This is a genomic window from Brevundimonas sp. NPDC055311 (genome assembly GCF_053645695.1).
This window is the reverse complement of sequence record NZ_JBSHMV010000004.1, coordinates 172212-188758: the sequence shown is the minus strand read 5'-3', so window position 1 is coordinate 188758 and position 16547 is coordinate 172212. Positions and strand designations below refer to the sequence as shown.

General features: G+C 65.3%; 13 protein-coding genes and 1 tRNA gene. 9 read left to right on the top strand and 5 right to left on the bottom strand.

All coding sequences use genetic code 11. The annotated features are described in order from the left end of the window. The first annotated feature begins 113 nt into the window (after positions 1 to 113). The gene (locus tag ACWIDZ_RS14335; protein ID WP_453989677.1) at positions 114 to 728 is read left to right on the top strand and encodes an IS5 family transposase; all 615 of its coding nucleotides are present in this window, start codon (positions 114 to 116) and stop codon (positions 726 to 728) included. A 530-nt stretch (positions 729 to 1258) separates the two neighbouring features. Continuing rightward, the gene (locus ACWIDZ_RS14330; protein ID WP_453989679.1) at positions 1259 to 3853 is read left to right on the top strand and encodes an AAA family ATPase; all 2595 of its coding nucleotides are present in this window, start codon (positions 1259 to 1261) and stop codon (positions 3851 to 3853) included. Positions 3854 to 4039: 186 nt separating this feature from the next. Here the strand turns inward: ACWIDZ_RS14330 and ACWIDZ_RS14325 are convergent, their stop codons facing one another. The 3 genes from ACWIDZ_RS14325 to ACWIDZ_RS14315 form a co-directional block, all read right to left on the bottom strand. Continuing rightward, on the bottom strand, positions 4040 to 5101 hold the full coding sequence (locus ACWIDZ_RS14325; protein WP_453989681.1) for a hypothetical protein: 1062 nt from the start codon (positions 5099 to 5101) through the stop codon (positions 4040 to 4042). A 199-nt stretch (positions 5102 to 5300) separates the two neighbouring features. Further along, positions 5301 to 6671, bottom strand: a complete 1371-nt coding sequence (locus ACWIDZ_RS14320; protein WP_453989683.1) for an FRG domain-containing protein — start codon at positions 6669 to 6671, stop codon at positions 5301 to 5303. A 276-nt stretch (positions 6672 to 6947) separates the two neighbouring features. Further along, positions 6948 to 7024 (bottom strand) — tRNA-Arg (locus ACWIDZ_RS14315). 284 nt (positions 7025 to 7308) lie between these two features. Between ACWIDZ_RS14315 and ACWIDZ_RS14310 the strand changes: the two genes are divergently transcribed. Together ACWIDZ_RS14310 and ACWIDZ_RS14305 are read left to right on the top strand one after the other, a co-directional pair. Next, positions 7309 to 9828, top strand: a complete 2520-nt coding sequence (locus tag ACWIDZ_RS14310) for a helicase-related protein (RefSeq protein ID WP_453989685.1) — start codon at positions 7309 to 7311, stop codon at positions 9826 to 9828. Then, a complete protein-coding gene (locus ACWIDZ_RS14305) occupies positions 9825 to 10100 on the top strand; it encodes an RNA-binding S4 domain-containing protein (RefSeq protein ID WP_453989686.1) in 276 nt (91 codons plus the stop codon). The genes ACWIDZ_RS14310 and ACWIDZ_RS14305 overlap by 4 nt, the downstream gene beginning before the upstream one ends. Before the next feature lie 134 nt (positions 10101 to 10234). Here the strand turns inward: ACWIDZ_RS14305 and ACWIDZ_RS14300 are convergent, their stop codons facing one another. Beyond that, positions 10235 to 10885, bottom strand: coding sequence for a YceI family protein (locus ACWIDZ_RS14300; protein WP_453989688.1), 651 nt, complete (start codon positions 10883 to 10885; stop codon positions 10235 to 10237). A 169-nt stretch (positions 10886 to 11054) separates the two neighbouring features. Here ACWIDZ_RS14300 and fdxA point away from each other — a divergent pair, with 169 nt between their 5' ends. The 3 genes from fdxA (at position 11055) to ACWIDZ_RS14285 (ending at position 13683) form a co-directional block, all read left to right on the top strand. Continuing rightward, positions 11055 to 11396 carry a ferredoxin FdxA gene (gene fdxA / locus ACWIDZ_RS14295; protein WP_003166185.1) on the top strand — a complete coding sequence of 114 codons (342 nt, stop codon included), beginning with the start codon at positions 11055 to 11057 and terminating at the stop codon, positions 11394 to 11396. Between the two features lie 309 nt (positions 11397 to 11705). Continuing rightward, positions 11706 to 12245: a CarD family transcriptional regulator gene (locus tag ACWIDZ_RS14290; protein ID WP_291778987.1), complete on the top strand. Its 540-nt coding sequence runs from the start codon at positions 11706 to 11708 to the stop codon at positions 12243 to 12245. Positions 12246 to 12441: 196 nt separating this feature from the next. Beyond that, positions 12442 to 13683, top strand: coding sequence for a benzoate/H(+) symporter BenE family transporter (locus ACWIDZ_RS14285; RefSeq protein ID WP_453989690.1), 1242 nt, complete (start codon positions 12442 to 12444; stop codon positions 13681 to 13683). A 53-nt stretch (positions 13684 to 13736) separates the two neighbouring features. Here the strand turns inward: ACWIDZ_RS14285 and ACWIDZ_RS14280 are convergent, their stop codons facing one another. Then, the gene (locus tag ACWIDZ_RS14280; protein ID WP_233126829.1) at positions 13737 to 14222 is read right to left on the bottom strand and encodes a DUF3617 domain-containing protein; all 486 of its coding nucleotides are present in this window, start codon (positions 14220 to 14222) and stop codon (positions 13737 to 13739) included. 228 nt (positions 14223 to 14450) lie between these two features. Here ACWIDZ_RS14280 and rpmB point away from each other — a divergent pair, with 228 nt between their 5' ends. Then, positions 14451 to 14747, top strand: a complete 297-nt coding sequence (rpmB, locus tag ACWIDZ_RS14275; RefSeq protein ID WP_291778975.1) for a 50S ribosomal protein L28 — start codon at positions 14451 to 14453, stop codon at positions 14745 to 14747. A 105-nt stretch (positions 14748 to 14852) separates the two neighbouring features. After that, positions 14853 to 16544 carry a M1 family metallopeptidase gene (locus ACWIDZ_RS14270; protein WP_453989693.1) on the top strand — a complete coding sequence of 564 codons (1692 nt, stop codon included), beginning with the start codon at positions 14853 to 14855 and terminating at the stop codon, positions 16542 to 16544. Positions 16545 to 16547: the final 3 nt, after the last annotated feature.

Below are 16547 nucleotides of genomic sequence, written 5' to 3'. Positions count from 1 at the left end.
CCAGCACCTGCAGACGTCCGACCGTCCTCTGCCCAATCCCTCCAGCAGTGACATCGATTCGATGATCGCCGACGGCGAGGCAGGGATACGCAACTGGGGTCCCTAGCCAGACCATGATGCCATGGATCGCAAAGCGGATCGCCCTGCGAAGATGGGCCCAGAACGTATTCCGGGCTAACGCGACATCGGAGGTCGAGGCGCGCGTTCGAAGAGTTGGCCGCCAGCGGCGGACCGCCTGCCGAACTGATGCTGGACTCGACCTGAGCCAAGGCTCATCGCTTGGCGACGGGCGGAAAAGGGGGGCTTCAGCCAACGCCATAGGTCGGTCGCGGGGCGGACCGACCACCAAGCTGCATGCCCTGGTCGATGGGCTGGGCCGTCTTGTCGCCTTTGTCATCACGCCCGGCCAGCGCGGCGACGCTCCCGTCGCCGCCGACCTGATCCAGGCCGCGCCCGCCTCCGCCACCCTGGCCGCCGACCGAGCCTATGATTCAGACGCCCTGCGCCGCCTGCTGCTGGATCGCGGAACCCGCCCCGTGATCCCGAACGGCCCGCGGCGCAAACGCCTGCATTCCTTCGACCCCGAACGCTACAAGCGCAGGAACCTCCTCGAGCGCGCCTTCTGCCGCATCAAGGACTTCCGACGCGTCGCAACCCGCTACGACAAACTCGCCTGCACATACGCCGCAGCCATCGCTCTCGCCGCCATCATCTGTTGGTGGTTATGAGTCTGAACCCTAGTCTGCCGCGCAACTCTGACAGCCTGGGTCAGTTTAAGCCTCCGCTGCCATCCACGCTGCATCTGCGGCGTATTAAATCAGTCGTCCTTGGGCGTCAGAGCGCGCTTCGCCGCCGTCGCCCGTCGGAAGAAGAGATCGAAGGGGGGACGGGAGAGCGGCAGCGCCAGTGAAGCCACCTCGCGCTTCTTCGCGATAAACCCAACGCAATCCCAGGCTGAAGAGCTGGATCGCTAGGGGTCGAGCTTCCTGACGCCGCCGGATCGGCACAAGCTCGGCGGGGGAAGACGAAAGCTGCGACCTCGCTTCAAGGGCCGGTTCTTCGCTCGGCTTTTCAGGCCGTGACATCCGGTCGAAGGCAGGGTCGCAGTGGTGGAATCGAAACAAAATTACCGAGACGTTATGCGAGTATCGCTGCTATCCCTAGTTGATCATTCGTGCACCGCACGCGCGCGTCAGCATGGACGGACAAGCCAATCAGCCGGTTCAACGGCTGGCAGTAGATGGGGCGGCGAAGCGATATGGCGACCGAAGCAGAAGCACTTGCAGGGATACTGGCGTGGTCGGCTGACTCGCCCGCATGGCAGCGCGATGCGCTCCGGCGGCTGGCAACACAACAGAGTATCGAGCCCGCCGAAATCGACGAACTCGCCGCGATCTGTAAGGGTGTGCAACCCGGCGTCCCTCTAGAGGCCGGACACCTTCGCGATGTGAATCGAGATCAGGGAGACGTCTATCTCCGGGGCATCAGTGCCGTCAGTCACGTCAGCGCGCTCGCGCCCGGGCAGCGGCTTTCGATCCGTAAAGATGGCCTGACGGTCGTCTACGGTGATAATGGCTCCGGAAAATCTGGCTACGCGCGCATCCTGAAAAAGGCATGCCGCGCACGAAACGTTGAGAAGGTCGAGGAAGTCATCCCCGACATCTACGAGCAGAACCCAGGCATCCCGAGCGCCACCATCGATTACGCCATCGGCGGTCAGAACCGCTCCTGTGCTTGGCAGCTAGGAACCCCTGCGGACGCAGCTTTGTCTGACGTCAGCGTGTTCGATTCCCGCACCGCCAACGTCCACGTCGATGATACCAACGACGTCGCTTACACCCCGATGCCCCTCAAAATGCTGGCTCAGCTCGCGGGACTCTGTAAGCCAGTCAAAGACAAACTGGTGGCCGATGTCACCCGGCTTAAAGAGCAGACGCCTATCGGGCTGACGAACCCGACCTGTTCTCCAGAGACGACCGTCGGCAAGCTGGTCGCTGCACTGTCCGGGACCACTGCTCCCGACCGGATCGAAACCCTCTCGACCTTATCGCAGGAGGAGCGGGACCGTCACGCACAGCTCACCTCCGACCTGGCCGATGACCCCCAGCGCGTGGCACGCCAACTCGGTGCACTCAAGACCAAAGTCGAAGGACAGATCCAACAGCTCGACCGCTTGTTCGCCAGTGTGACGGATCAAGAGGTGGCACGCATCGGTCAACTGGTCCGCGATGCGGAGACAGCGCGGCAAGCGGCAAATGCGGCGTCAGCGGCACTCTTCCGCGATGAGCCCATTCCCCAGATCGGGACTGAGGCCTGGCATATGTTATGGGACAGCGCGCGCGCCTTTTCGGAGCAGGATGCTTACCCAGAACGCATCTTCCCGGTAACGGAGAACGGCGTCTGCGTGCTGTGTCAGCAAGACCTCTCTCACGCCGCCAGTCACCGCTTGAAGCGGTTCGATGAGTTCGTTCGAGACGATAGCCAGCTCCGGGCAGAGCAAGCCCGCCAACGTCTGACTGCTGCGATGGAGACGTTCCAGGGCGCTGGCCTGTCGATCCGTGAGATCGGGGACATAACGGCCACGATCCGGGATGAATTGAAGCAAGCTAGATTGGCCTCCGAGGTGAGGAAGGCGACTGTTCAGGCGGCTTGGCGACATCGGCAGATACTTCGGCACCTGCAACATGGGGCAGCGGTCACGGCGGCTCCGAACACCTATAACCGACAGGGCATCGCCGACTGCTTGGCCGTGTTGGACGGGCGGGTTGCGAGCCTTCTGGCAGACGCCGGATCGGCGGAACGATTAGCTTTGCTCAGCGAGAAGGCAGAGCTAGCCGACCGACAGTGGCTGGCTGGCATGAAGGCTGATGTGCTCGCCGAAATCGAACGAAGAAAACAGATCACCGCATTGGAAACGGCGCAGAAGCAAACCTCGACTGCCCGCATCACCACCAAGAGCACAGAGGTCGCTGGCGCCTTGGTGACAGATGCGCTCCGCGCTCAGTTCACCATCGAAGTAGGGAGTTTCAAGATCGCCGACCTTGCGTTGGAGCTGCGCCAGCAGAACAGCCGGGAAGGCATGCCCCGTTTCAAGGTTGCCTTGATCCGGAAGCCGGATGCGAAAGTGGCGCAAGTGCTAAGCGAGGGCGAACACCGGTGCACAGCGCTGGCAGCCTTTTTGGCTGAGCTCTCGACCACCGAAAGCAAATCCGGAATCGTTTTCGACGATCCGGTCTCCTCGCTCGACCACATCCACCGGGAGGCTGTCGCCCAGCGTCTGGTCGCCGAAGCCGCGAACCGCCAAGTTGTGGTCTTCACCCACGACTTGGCTTTCCTGTTCGAGCTGGAGCAGGCAGCCCGCGACGCCAATTTCAACGATATGACGGTGAACTCGGTCGCCAGAGGACGGGACAAAGCGGGCTTCACTCACCCGAACCCGCCGTTCAAAGCCCGGAAGGTCGAACAGATCGTCGCATCGCTTTCAAGTCAGCTCGCGAACGAGCGACGCCATTACGACGAAGGGAACGAGGACGAGTGGCGGAAGACGCTGAAGTCCATTCTGGGCACCCTTCGGGATAGCTGGGAAATCGCGGTCGAGCAGGCCCTATCCAGCGTCATCCGCCGGCTATCGAACAAGGTGGACACCAAGAACCTCGTGAAGCTGACCGTGATCACGACTGCAGACTGTGAAGCCATGCGCGACGGCTATGGTCGTTGCTCCGAAATGCTCCATAGCGAAGCCGCTGACCGAAACCGCCCATTGCCGCGCCCCGAGGCCATCGAGCAGGAAATCACGGCGTTGGAGCAGTGGGCGTCAAACCTGAAAGCCCGACAGGATCAAACGCGGCTCTAGTCTGATGCCCAGAATCACCCGTGAGTTCTGGGTTGGTCGGGGGCTTATAAGTGCCTCCGACCTCGCGACCTGGGCTCGGGGTTAAGGCTTCGATGACCTCGTACCGGAGGCATCACCCTTTGCCGGATGGCTGAGCGGCAGTTGAGGGCGTCCCTAACCGTTTCGGACAGAACCGGCGAAGAGCGATCAGTGACGCAAGGTTTCCCGTTCCAATCCGAGGTCAGCCAGTCTCCGGAGCGCCGCCGCATAGCGCCACTCGGCGCCGAGATCGGCGGAGATGACCGCCAAGGTCGACAATTGACCGGGGGCGGCCTCGGCGAAGATCATCTTCAGAGCCTGATCAGGGTCGTCTGCGCGGGGGGCGAGCCTCGCGTCGGCGATCGCGGTCAGAAGATAGGCGGGCAGGTCAAGGCTGTCCGACTGAACGGGCGTGCGTCCCGGGCCGGCGACTTTGCCGACCGGCTTGACGATTGGGGGGAGCGGAGCGTCATTCTGGATCGTGCCGTTGTCGTAGAAGACATAGGCTGAAGCGCAGGGGTTGCCGGCCAGATAACTGTACTGGTAGCCACGGACTGCATGATGCTGGGAGACGTCCGCGAGGTCGCCGGTATAGCGTTTGGCCTGAAGGACGATCGGGATGGCACCCTTCGAGGGGCGAGGATCGGAACCCGGTGTCGCCGTAGCGCCGTCGAACTCCAGAATGAGGCCGAAGTCGCCGCCGGTGCTCTGCTCGCCTCCTAGGATCGACAGGTCGAGGTGGCGAAGCGCGAGGTGACCGCCACGGCGGGACAGGGGCCCTTGCATCGTCTTGGCCCAGGCGTCGCACGCATGGGCGAGGTAGGCGACCAGGGCGGTGGACAAGCCGTTTTCGTTGTTGGGCGAAGGGCAGAGGTCCGACTGAAAGCGGGATGAGGCGTCGAGGGCCGCAAAGGCGAAGCACCATTCCGCCAGATCGTGAAAGACGGCGGGCTGAGATAGTAGCGCCGACCAGAGATCTTTCAGGCTCGAGACGGCGCTCGGGGTGTCCCGGTGAAGCCCGAAAAAGGTGGCGTAGCCGGTTCTGGATAAGAGATTGAACGCCTGGTTCTTGATCGCCGTGTGCGAGGCCGCAGCCACACCCGGCGCGCAGATGTTGAGCGTGTCGTGGAAGAGCCGCCCCCGGATTGATCCGAGGAGTTCATGCGCGGCATCCTGGCCTGCGAATATTTCCTCGAGCGAAAGATCGAACGCTTCCTGAAAGCTGGTCATGTTGGATTCCTCCGCTGTTCCAGCGCCTTCAGTCGCCTGGGCTGTGACTTACTCCGTCATAGCTGGGAACAGGCTCGAGAAGGATGAATTTCCAAAGGGGGACCGACATCCGCACCATCGCGCAGGCCGGGAACGGATCGGGGCCGGGCAAGACGCTCACCTGCCATGACGCCGCGTCAAACGAGACGTTGCTTTGGTCTCAGGCCGCCGGCGCGGGCGCGACGTCTGGAATACGGTACAGATCTCTCAAGTGAACGGCGGTCTGTTCGATGCTCGGATAGACGGTGGTTGCGTTGATGTTGATCCGATCGAGCTGCTTCAGAATCTCGCCCTTGTTGGTGATTGTGACGCGCTTGATGGCGATACCCTCCTCGCCCTCGTCAGGGAGGGTCGCACCATGGCCGTACAGAAGAAAGGCACCGGATTGGGACCTGATGCGGCTATTGCTGTGCTTGGCTTTGACGCAGAGGATGGAACCCAGATCTGCGGGATCAATGCGCGGTTCAAAATACCCTTTCTCGGACCGGATATGGTGGAGCAGTTTGCCAGCCATCTCGGTTGTGTTGAACGGCTCGAGGTCCAGGTCGAGATCGAGCCTATCCTTCTGCACGTATGTGAGTCTGGAGAGATTGGCAACGCAACTCACCGTGTCGGAGTCGAAGTAGCGCATCCGCTCTGAAGCGACCTGTAGGATGATAACCTCGCCGTCGACGTCGAGGGGCTCCGGAAAACTGTGGCAGGCGAAGAACAGGGCTACGAGCGGGTTGCTGGTGATATCGAGAAGCCGGGTCGGCAGCTTGTAATGCTGCATTCGCACTAGACGGTCGAAGCAATAGGTGTCTGACTGGAACTCGTCGTGGTGGCTGATCAGGAGGTCCTGACACAGCCGATCTTCCTTCGGCATGAACTGCCAGTTTCCGTCGGCCCATTTGCGCAGCAGCGACGGGACGAGTTCGAAGGCGGCGTTCTCGTGACCCCGAAAGAAGGTCTCGACGTCATCGTCGTTGAGCGCCTCGTAGAGCAACTTGAGGAAACCCTCGACACTGTCGGCTGAGCCGAGGATGTCCTTGCTTCGTGGCGGCGCCGCAGGCGAGGCTGCAGGGTCGGGGGCTGTGGCGGCGACCGGTGCGGCCGTCGCCGATTGGGCGGCGGACAATCGGTCCAGAATGGACTGGACGTCCCCGGTGCGCACCGCCCAATGGGTGCGGAACATTTGGAATGGGTCTGCGCTGAAGACTGCTCGCGCCGCTTCGATGTCTTCGAAGGTGAGCTCACCGAAGTTCGTCTCGGTCGTGAAGACAAACTCCAGGCTGCGATTGCCGACTCTGACGATCGAGACCCGTCCATAGCGGACGCGCAAGGCGCTTCCTTGCGGCGTGCGGTCCACCTCGCTGCAGACGAAGGTCGGTAGGGCTTCGAGATAGTCGGTCGCCGTCGAATCCAGCTTGGCGAGGCGCTGTTGGATGTCGGTCGGCGTATATTCGAACATTCGCCCCCGCCCCATGCTCAGATCATTGAGATCCTCGCCGTCCCAGCCGCCGATTGAGATGTAGTTGAAGTTTTCCGCCACGCTTGAAATCCCCCAGGGTCACCTCTCGTCTTCAATCGTCTCGGTTGCCGTTCCGTTACGATCGACGCGATCGCAGGATCTGTTGAAAGGCTCGAATGTCCGTTGAAGGATCACATCGCCCGAGGCCAACGTCCGCTTCCGGCAGTTAGATCAGTGTCCGCTCCTGGCGCGCTGCTGACCTTGGCTGCACAGAGCCGCCCACTCTTGAGAGCGACTCGCACTTTGAGCGACCCTTAGTGTGTATTGAGCAGGTTCTAAGTGGTCTCGATAGGGGAATGGCGACCCCGGGAGGACTCCAACCTCCGACCTCGGCTTTAGGAAAGCCTTGCTCTATGCAGCTGAGCTACGGGGCCACGGCGCACTGCCTAAAGGAGGTTGCCGCCGCAGGGAAGCCCTCAGGGAGACTTGGCGAGCGCCAAGACGCCCGCCCCGGTTTCGTCTTGTGGTTAAAGGCCGTTAAGCTACAATCCCTAGTAGGGAACAAAGCCTGAATCGGCGAACGTCGCTGATTCGGTCATGATTCGTTTCGCCCGTGTTCCAGGCGCCGGTAAGGTTCCGCTTACCCTTCTCTCTCCGTTCGCATCCCGCCGCTGCGGCGCTTGTGAAAGCTGACGCGGTTCGCCACCTTGGGCCGGTCATGAGCGACCGTTCCGCAGGCATGGCCCCCTCGCGCGTCACGGCGATCCTGGGCCCCACCAACACCGGCAAGACCCATCTGGCGGTCGAGCGGATGCTGGGCCACGCCTCGGGCATGATCGGCCTGCCGCTGCGCCTGCTGGCGCGCGAGATCTATGAGCGGATCGTCAAGCGACGCGGGGCGGCCTCGGTCGCCCTGATCACCGGCGAGGAGAAGATCGTCCCGGCGCGTCCCGCCTATTTCGTCTGCACAGTCGAGGCCATGCCGCTGGAGCGGTCGGTCGATTTTCTGGCGGTGGACGAGATCCAGTTGGTCGCCGATCCCGAGCGCGGTCACGTCTTCACCCAGCGACTGCTGCACGCGCGCGGCCGGTTCGAGACCATGTTCCTGGGCGCAGGCACGATGGCGCCGCTGATGCGGTCGCTGGTTCCGGATGCGGAGATCGTCACCCGCGACCGGCTGTCGACGCTGTCTTACGCCGGATCGAAGAAGCTGACCCGCCTGCCGCGCCGCAGCGCCGTCGTCGCCTTTTCGACCGAGCAGGTCTACGCCATCGCCGAACTGCTGCGTCGTCAGAGGGGCGGGGCGGCCGTGGTCATGGGCTCGCTCAGTCCGCGCACCCGCAACGCCCAGGTCGAGCTGTTCCAGTCGGGCGAGGTGGACTTCCTGGTCGCCACCGACGCCATCGGCATGGGGCTGAACATGGACGTGGACCATGTGGCCTTCGCCGGTTTGCGGAAGTTCGACGGGCGGCGCACGCGCTGGCTGCACGCCGCCGAGATCGGCCAGATCGCCGGGCGCGCGGGGCGACACCTGCGCGACGGCACCTTCGGCGTCACCGGCGAGGCGGAAGAGCTGGACGAGGATCTGGTCGAACAGGTGGTCGAGCACCGCTTCGATCCGGTCGAGGCGGCCGAGTGGCGCAGCGGTCGGCTGGACTTCGACACCCTGCCCGACCTGTTGCGGTCGCTGACGGTCACGCCGGAGCGGCATGGATTGCGGCTGACGGCCCAGGCGCTGGACGAGACCCTGCTGCGGCGCTTTGCGGTCGATGAGGACGTCAGGAAGATCGCCCGCTCGCGCGGCGCCCTGATGCGCCTGTGGGAGGCGTGTCAGTTGCCGGACTTCCAGAAGACGACCCTGGACGAACACGCCCGCCTGTCGAAGGAGATATTCACCGCCCTGACCAGCCGTCGCGGGCGGCTGACCGAGGACTGGGTGGCGCCGCGCTTCAACGATCTGGACCGCGACGATGGGCAGATCGACCAGCTTTCGGCGCGGCTGTCGGGGGTGCGGACGCTCAGCTACATCGCCAACCGGCCCGACTGGATGACGGGGGCGCAGGAATGGCGCGACCGGACCAAGACGCTGGAGGAACGGCTCAGCGACGTGCTGCACGAACGGCTGACGGCGCGTTTCGTCGATCGGCGCACGGCGGCGCTGATGCGGGCGCTGAACGTGCGCTCCGACGTGCTGGCGGGCGTGGCCGAGGACGGCGAGGTCACGGTCGAGGGCGAGGTCGTCGGTTATCTGGACGGCGTCTGCTTCACCGTCGATGCGGGCGGATCGGCCCTGGCCGACCGGGCGCTGCGGCAGGCGGCGACGCGGGCCGTGGGGCCGGAGGTGGCGCGGCGGTTGGGACGGCTGGCGGCGGACGACGACGCGGCCTTCTCCGTCACGCCCGACGGCGGCGTGCTGTGGACCGGCGCCCTGACTGGACGCATCGTCAATGAAGACCCCTTCTCGCCGCGCGTGCGGCTGCTGGGCGAACTGGGGCCGGCGGCGGCGCGCGAGCGGGCCGAGCGGCGCATGGAGGCCTGGCTGGCGGCCGAGGCCGGACGGGCGCTGAAGCCGCTGAAACGGCTGCGCCACGCCATCGAGAGCGGCGCCCTGACCGGCCTGCCGCGCGGTCTGGCCTTCCGGCTGATCGAGGCGGGGGGCCTGATCCCCCGGCGCGAGGTGGAGCGCGATCTGGCGGCCCTGAGCCAGCATGAGCGGCGCACGCTGAAGACCTTCGCCATCCGGGTCGGCGCCCATTCGGTGTGGCTGCCCGGCGTGATGAAGCCGCGCGGCGCGGCGCTGGCTCAGGCTTTCCTTCCGCGCGAGACGACGAACGGGCTGGCGGGCGATGGCCTCCTAAATCTGCCGGAACCGGCTCCGACGGCACGGGCCCTGGCGGCCTTCGGGCGACGCGCCGTCGACCGTTGGACCGCCCCGGTCGAGGCGTTGGAGGCCTTGGCCGAGGCCCAGCGCGCGGCGGGCAAGGCGCCGCTGTCGGATGAAGCGCTGAACGCGCTCGGCTGGACGGCGGATCAGGCCAGGGCGATCCACGCCGCCCTGCGCACCCCGCGCGCCGATCGGGCGCCGCGCCCCGGCAAGCCGACGCCGCCGCCCAAGGATTCCCCCTTCGCCGCCCTGGCCCAACTGACGCAGCCCGTGCGCCCCGCCGCCAAGCCCAAGACGGCGCGCAGGCCACGTCGGCGTCCTCGGCGGACGGCGGGCGGCAAGGCCGCTGAATGAGCCTGGAGAGCTGCCGCATCGACGTCTGGCTGTGGCGGGCGCGCTTCGCCAAGACCCGCAGCCTGGCCGCCGCCATGGTCGAGAAGGGCGCCATCCGCCTGACGCACAACGGCGCCCAGACCCGCCTCGACAAGCCCAGCCGCAGCGTCCATCCCGGCGACGAGGTGATGTTCGCCCAGGGCGGGCGGCTGATCGCTGTCCGCGTGGTGCAGATGGGCGAACGGCGCGGCTCGGCCGAAGACGCGCGCGCCCTTTATGAGACGCTGCAGTAACCGCTCTCCTTCCCATTTCATGGGGAGGTGGATCGGAGCCGCAGGCGACGAGACGGAGGGGCTGCTTGGGTCCGCCGTCACCAAGCCCCTCCACCACTTCGTGGTCCCCCTCCCCATGAAATGGGGAGGAAAGCTCAGCCCGCCGCCCTCACGAACTCGCCCTCGATGTGCAGCTTCACCTCGTCGCCCAGGGCCGGCAGGCCGAAGGTGATGCCGAAGTCCGAACGCTTGATCGTCGCCTCGCCGTCGAAGCCGGCCTTGTAGCCGCCGCGCGTGGGGCCGGCCTGATTGAACTCGACCTCCATGACCACCGGGCGCGTGACGCCGCGCAGGGTCAGGTCGCCATGGACCGTGGCCTCGTCGCGGTCGTCGGGGTCGACCACGATCCGGGTCGATCGGAAGGTCGCGACCGGGTGGTTGGCGGTGTCGAAGAAGTCCGCCGTCTGCAGATGACGGTTCAGCCCGTCCGAATTCGACGCCACGTCCGTCAGGGGAATGGTCGCGGTCAGGGTGCTGGCGGACGGGTTGGCGAGGTCCAGCTTCAGCTCGGCCTGGACGTTCACGAACTGGCCGACATAGGTGGAGAAGCCCAGGTGATCGACCGACCAGGTGATCTTGCCGTGCTCGGGATCCAGCTTGTAGTCGCCGGACTGGACCTCGGACGGAACCCTGGTCAGGGCGGCCTGGGCGACGACCGCGCCGCCGGCCAGAAGGCTCAGGGCCAGACTGGCCGCGCCGATGCGGCCGATGGCGGAATGGGTGATGAAACCTTGGTTGAAACGCATGAGGACAGGCCTCCGAGCGGATGGTGATCCGGCGTCACGAAGATGAAGCGCGGCCCGGCGCCGTCGAGCCTGAACAGCTTTGCAACAGCGCCTTCGGTTGACAGTTGGTTCCGTCGGGGCCATGTGCCCGCCCTCGACCTCCTCGCTGCCACAGGCCCGCCCGAACGCCATGACCTACATCGTCACCGACGCCTGCGTGAAATGTAAGTTCATGGACTGCGTTGAGGTCTGTCCGGTGGACTGCTTCTACGAGGGCGAGAACTTCCTGGTCATCGCCCCCGACGAGTGCATCGACTGCGGCGTATGCGAGCCGGAATGCCCCGTCGACGCCATCGTCCCCGACACCGAGGACGAACCCGACGGCAAGTGGCTGCAGGTCAACGCCGAATACGCCAAGGTCTGGCCGAACATTACGGTCAAGGGCGTGCCCCCGGCGGATCGCGAGCAGTATGAGCGCGAAACCGGCAAGTTCGAGAAGTATTTCAGCCCCAAGCCGGGCAAGGGCTCCTAAGAATTCGCCACAATGCAGTCACAATGTGCCGGTCGTCGTCGACCGCCCTGTGGATGTTTTGAGATTTCCTAATTTTATGATAGGTTCCTCCCTATTCGAAACGGGCGGTTCCGCAGTCCTGCGCGCCGCCCGCATTTACGACAGAACCTCGCCGCGAGGACGGGGTCGGCCAGAGGTTCGGTGATCCGCTTTCGCGTCTGACAATGCGACCTTCCGCTCAACCGCCTGACCCAGGTCCGGCGGACGGGCGGTTTTTGCTTTCGAAAGACGCGGCGACGATCTCTCCCTTCGGTTCGGGAAAGGAATGACATGACGAGCAAGACCGGTCTGGAATTCAAGGTTGGCGATGCGGTGGTCTATCCCGCGCACGGCGTCGGCAAGGTCGCCGCGATCGAGACTCAGGAAGTCGCCGGCATGGCGCTGGAAGTCTATGTCGTGACCTTCGAACACGAGAAAATGACCCTGCGCGTCCCGACCAAGAAGGCCAAGACCGCCGGTCTGCGCACCCTGGCCGCCGACGACACCGTGTCCAAGGCCCTGACCACCCTGAAGGGCCGCGCCCGCGTCAAGCGCACCATGTGGTCGCGCCGCGCCCAGGAGTATGAAGCCAAGATCAACTCAGGCGACCTGATTTCCATCGCCGAAGTGGTCCGCGACCTGCACCGCGCCGAGACCCAGCCGGAACAGTCCTATTCCGAGCGCCAGCTCTATGAATCGGCTCTGGACCGCATGGCTCGCGAAGTCGCCGCCGCCAACAAGATCGACAAGGACGCCGCCATGGCCCTGCTGGGCAAGTCGCTCAGCGCCAAGAAGCCCGTCCCCTCGGCCGCCGAGGCCGAAGCCGCCTGATTGCAGGCGCGATGGCGAATCGACAAAAGGCCCGGCGGCGACGCCGGGCCTTTTTCATGGCTGAGGGCGAATCCGGTGCGCCCGCGCGCCGCCGAAGAAACGAAATGGTCTGCTCAACTACACCTGAATGGACAGGCTGGACCGGCCATTGATCCTCTAGGAGCGCGCGCATCGTCGTTCGCAGAGGCTTCGCCCCATGTCCATACCCGCCCCCTCTCCATCCCTGCGATGGAGCGATCTGCTGCATCCGGTCGTCGCCGGGCTGATCTCGGTCATCGTCAACTATGGCGGCACCTTCATTCTGGTGTTCCAGGCGGCCAGGGTCGCGGGTCTCAGCCCTGAACTGACAGCATCATGGGTCTGGTCGATCTCCATCGGCGTGGGGACGACGGGGCTGTGGCTGAGCTGGCGCTACAAGGCGCCGATCATCACCGCATGGTCGACGCCCGCGGCGGCCTTTCTGGTCACGGCGCTGGCCGCTGCATCCTATGCCGAGGCGATCGGCGCCTATTTGATTTCAGCGGCGGCCTTCGTGGTTCTGGGGCTGTCGGGCGGGTTCGACAGGGTGATCCGCCTGATCCCGCCCGCCATCGCCGCCGCCCTGCTGGCGGGCATCCTGCTGCCGTTCGGGGTTCAGGCCTTCGGCGGCGTGGGCGTCGATCCTCTGCTGGCGGGCCTGCTGATCCTGACCTACGTCGTGCTGAAGCGGTTCACCGCCCGCTATGCGGTGGTGGGCATACTGGTCTTAGGACTGGGCTTCCTGCTGACGCAGGGGCGGGTCGACCTGTCGGGGCTGGAGCTGAAGCTGGCGGCGCCCGTCTTCACCATGCCCGCCTTCTCGTTCAAGGCCCTGTTGAGTCTGGCCATCCCGATGTTCCTGATCACCCTGACGGGCCAGTATATGCCGGGGATGCTGGTGCTGCGGAACGACGGCTATCAGGTCAGCGCCAGTCCTCTGGTGACGGTGACGGGACTGGGGTCGCTGCTGATGGCCCCCTTCGGCTCGCACGCCTTCAATGTGGCCGCCATCACCGCCGCCATCTGCACCGGTAAGGAGGCGCATGAAGACCCGTCCAAGCGCTGGATCGCGGGCGTGGCCGCGGGGGTGTTCTACATCCTGATCGGGGTGTTCGGCGTGACGCTGGCGGCGGTCTTCATGGCCCTGCCCGCCGTCTTCATCACCACGCTGGCGGGACTGGCCCTGCTGGGGGCCATCGGCGGCAGTCTGGCGGGCGCCCTGACCAAGCCGTCATCGCGCGAGGCGGCCCTGATCACCTTTCTGGCGGCGGCGGCCAATATCCAGCTGTTCGGGATCGGCGGGGCCTTCTGGGGACTGGTGATCGGCCTGATCGCCTATGCGGCGCTGAACGGCGGGCTCGTCACATGGGCCCAGAGCCTGTTGTCCGGCCGCCACGCGCCGGAACGCCCGGCCGGCTGAGACGAAAGAAGAGGCCGGGACATCCATCCCGGCCTCCGTGCTTTTTGCGCAGATCAGAAATATTCCGCCCCGGCCGGGCACTGGGCGGCCAGGCGTCGCGCGGTGATGCTGGCGGGGATGTAGGGCGTGCCGCGCGCCAGCTGGGCGCCGCCGTTGAAGCGGAAGGCCTGTTCCTCATAGGTGCCGTTCAGGCGCACATTGATGCGGCGGCCCTTGCGGTCCTGACAGCTGCCTTCAAAGCGGGCGCGGCCGTCGCCGACCTGACGCGTCGGATAGGTGCACTGCCACTTGCGCGTCGACAGGCCGCCGAAGAAGCGGTTGATCTCGCTGGGGCGCACGCACTTCTGTTCAGTGTCGCGCGCGCCCATGACGCTGGTGGTGTATTCCCAGTATCCGGGCAGGACTTCGGACTGGGCGGCCGACTGCGCCTGGGGCGCCGACGCAGGCGCGGCCAGCATGACGGCCCCGGCGACCACCGGGGCGGCGACCGCCATCAGACGGGCGAAGGGGATCAAGGTCTTCATCGATTTGCCGTTCATGGGACTCATCATGGGTCTGCTCTATATAGTCACGGCTTGAACGACTGCTGAACGAAGGCGATCCCTCGCCTTCACAATGACTCTGTCGCTCGGGATGACGACTCCAGTCTTGACGCCCGGCGAGTCCTTCCTCTATACGGCCCCCTCTCGCGCGGGCCCCGTCGCTCGCTGCGTCCCTGTTTCATGCGTCCGCACCGGTATGGCGGATGTGACCTTGAGGATCTTAAGATGTCGCGTCGCTGCGAACTCACCGGTATCGGCCCCATGGTCGGCAATCACGTGAGCCACTCCAACATCAAGACCAAGCGCCGTTTCCTGCCGTCGCTGAAGACGGTCAAGGTTCAGTCGGACGCTCTGGGCCAAACCTTCTCGCTGCGCATCTCGAACGCCGCGCTGCGCACCCTCGACTTCAAGGGCGGCCTGGACGCCTTCATCGTCAAGGCCCGCGACGAGCAGCTGTCGACCGCCGCCCTGCGCATCAAGCGCCAGGTCCGCGCCAAGCTGGCCGAGCAAGCCGCCGCCTGATCGGCGTCGACTGACGGATTTTGAAGAGGCCGGTGGAAACACCGGCCTTTTTCTTTTGCACGCGCTCCCGCTACCCTCAGGGCTCGTCCAGCCGGAGCCTCAGCCTTGCGCCCTCTCGCCGCCCTCTGCCTGACCACGGCCCTGTTGTCGTCGCCCGTTCTGGCGCAGGAGCCGGCGCGCGAAACCACCGCCTTCACCCTGTCCAGCGGCACGCCCCGCACGGCGGAGCAGCTGGCCCTGCGCTTCGACAAGGCGGACCTGTCCTTCCGGCTGCTTCCAGAGACTCAATCACTCGAAGGCGTCGCCGTCCTCGACTTCGCCGCCACGGCGCCGACATCGGCGGTCGTGGTCGAGCTGGACGCGGTTTTCGCCATCGCCGCCATCGCCGTGGACGGGCAGGCGGTCGCCGACTGGTCCAACCCCGAGGGGCGGCTGACCATTCCCCTGCCCCGCCCGCTGTCGGCGGGTGAAAGCGTCTCGGTCCGCATCGCCTATTCCGGCCGCCCGCATCAGGCCAAGCGCGCGCCGTGGGACGGCGGCTTCGTCTGGACCACGACGCCCGACGGCCAGCCGTGGATCGCCAGCGCGGTTCAGGGCGAGGGCTGCGACCTGTTCTGGCCCTGCATCGACCATCCGCAGGGCGAGCCGGAACAGGTCGACCTTCACATCACCGTCCCCTCGACCCTCAGCGCCCCCGCCAACGGCCGCTTCCTCGGCAAGACCGACAACGACGACGGCACGGCCACCTGGAACTGGACCGCGCGCCAGCCGGACACCTACGCCATCAGCCTGAACGTCGGCCCTTATGTGGAGATGGCCGCCGACTATCAGAGCCGGTTCGGAAACGTCATCCCCTTGCGCTTCTGGCGACTGGCCTCAGCCGATCCGGCCAAGGCGCAGGCGCTGTTCGACGAATTCCCGCAGATGCTCGACTTCTATGAGGCGACCGTCGGCCCCTTCCCCTTCGGCGACGAGAAGATGGGCGTGGTCGAAACCCCGCACCTGGGCATGGAGCACCAGACCATCAACGCCTACGGCAACGGCTACAAGCTGGACGGCAAGGGCTACGACTGGCTGCTGCAGCACGAACTGGCGCACGAGTGGTTCGGCAATCAGCTGACCAACGCCGACTGGGACGACATGTGGCTGCACGAGGGCTTCGGCACATACATGCAGCCGCTGTACGCCCGCTGGCTGAACGGCGAGCGGGCCATGCAGGCCGAGCTTCAGACCATGCGGCTGACCTTGGCCAACCGCTTCCCGGTCGTGTCCGGCCAGTCGCAGGACGCCGCGACCGTCTATGACGACAAGACCGGCCCGGCGCTGGATCTCTATTACAAGGGCGCGCTGATCGCCCACACCCTGCGCCTGCATATCGGCGACGACGCCTTCTATGAGAGCCTGCGTCGCCTGGTCTACGGCCGCCCCGATCCGAAGCCGGGCAACTTCCAGCCGCGCTACGCCACGACGCCGGAGTATGTCGCCATCGTCAATGAGGTGACGGGGCGCGACATGGGCTGGTTCTTCGACGTCTACCTCTATCAGGCGGCCTTGCCCGATCTGGTCATGACGCGACAGGGCGAGCAGATGACGCTGGAATGGAAGACAGGAAACGGCCGCCCCTTCCCCCTGCCGGTCGAGGTCGAGACGGACGGCGTCCTGCGCGCCCTGCCCATGACCGACGGCCGCGCGACGTTCGAGGCGCCGCAGGGCGCGCACATCCTGCTGGACCCCGGCTCAAAAGTCTTGAGGCGGCTGGAGTATCTGGAGCGGTGGAAAGCTTCGACCGCCGACTGAGGT

Bases quoted from the DNA above. Each gene is read 5' to 3' on its own strand.
- ACWIDZ_RS14280 (WP_233126829.1), bottom strand. From the start codon at position 14,222: ATGAACGGCAAATCGATGAAGACCTTGATCCCCTTCGCCCGTCTGATG.
- ACWIDZ_RS14330 (WP_453989679.1), top strand. From the start codon at position 1,259: ATGGCGACCGAAGCAGAAGCACTTGCAGGGATACTGGCGTGGTCGGCT.
- ACWIDZ_RS14285 (WP_453989690.1), top strand. From the start codon at position 12,442: ATGTCCATACCCGCCCCCTCTCCATCCCTGCGATGGAGCGATCTGCTG.
- fdxA (WP_003166185.1), top strand. From the start codon at position 11,055: ATGACCTACATCGTCACCGACGCCTGCGTGAAATGTAAGTTCATGGAC.
- ACWIDZ_RS14300 (WP_453989688.1), bottom strand. From the start codon at position 10,885: ATGCGTTTCAACCAAGGTTTCATCACCCATTCCGCCATCGGCCGCATC.
- rpmB (WP_291778975.1), top strand. From the start codon at position 14,451: ATGTCGCGTCGCTGCGAACTCACCGGTATCGGCCCCATGGTCGGCAAT.
- ACWIDZ_RS14335 (WP_453989677.1), top strand. From the start codon at position 114: ATGATGCCATGGATCGCAAAGCGGATCGCCCTGCGAAGATGGGCCCAG.
- ACWIDZ_RS14325 (WP_453989681.1), bottom strand. From the start codon at position 5,101: ATGACCAGCTTTCAGGAAGCGTTCGATCTTTCGCTCGAGGAAATATTC.
- ACWIDZ_RS14305 (WP_453989686.1), top strand. From the start codon at position 9,825: ATGAGCCTGGAGAGCTGCCGCATCGACGTCTGGCTGTGGCGGGCGCGC.
- ACWIDZ_RS14310 (WP_453989685.1), top strand. From the start codon at position 7,309: ATGAGCGACCGTTCCGCAGGCATGGCCCCCTCGCGCGTCACGGCGATC.
- ACWIDZ_RS14290 (WP_291778987.1), top strand. From the start codon at position 11,706: ATGACGAGCAAGACCGGTCTGGAATTCAAGGTTGGCGATGCGGTGGTC.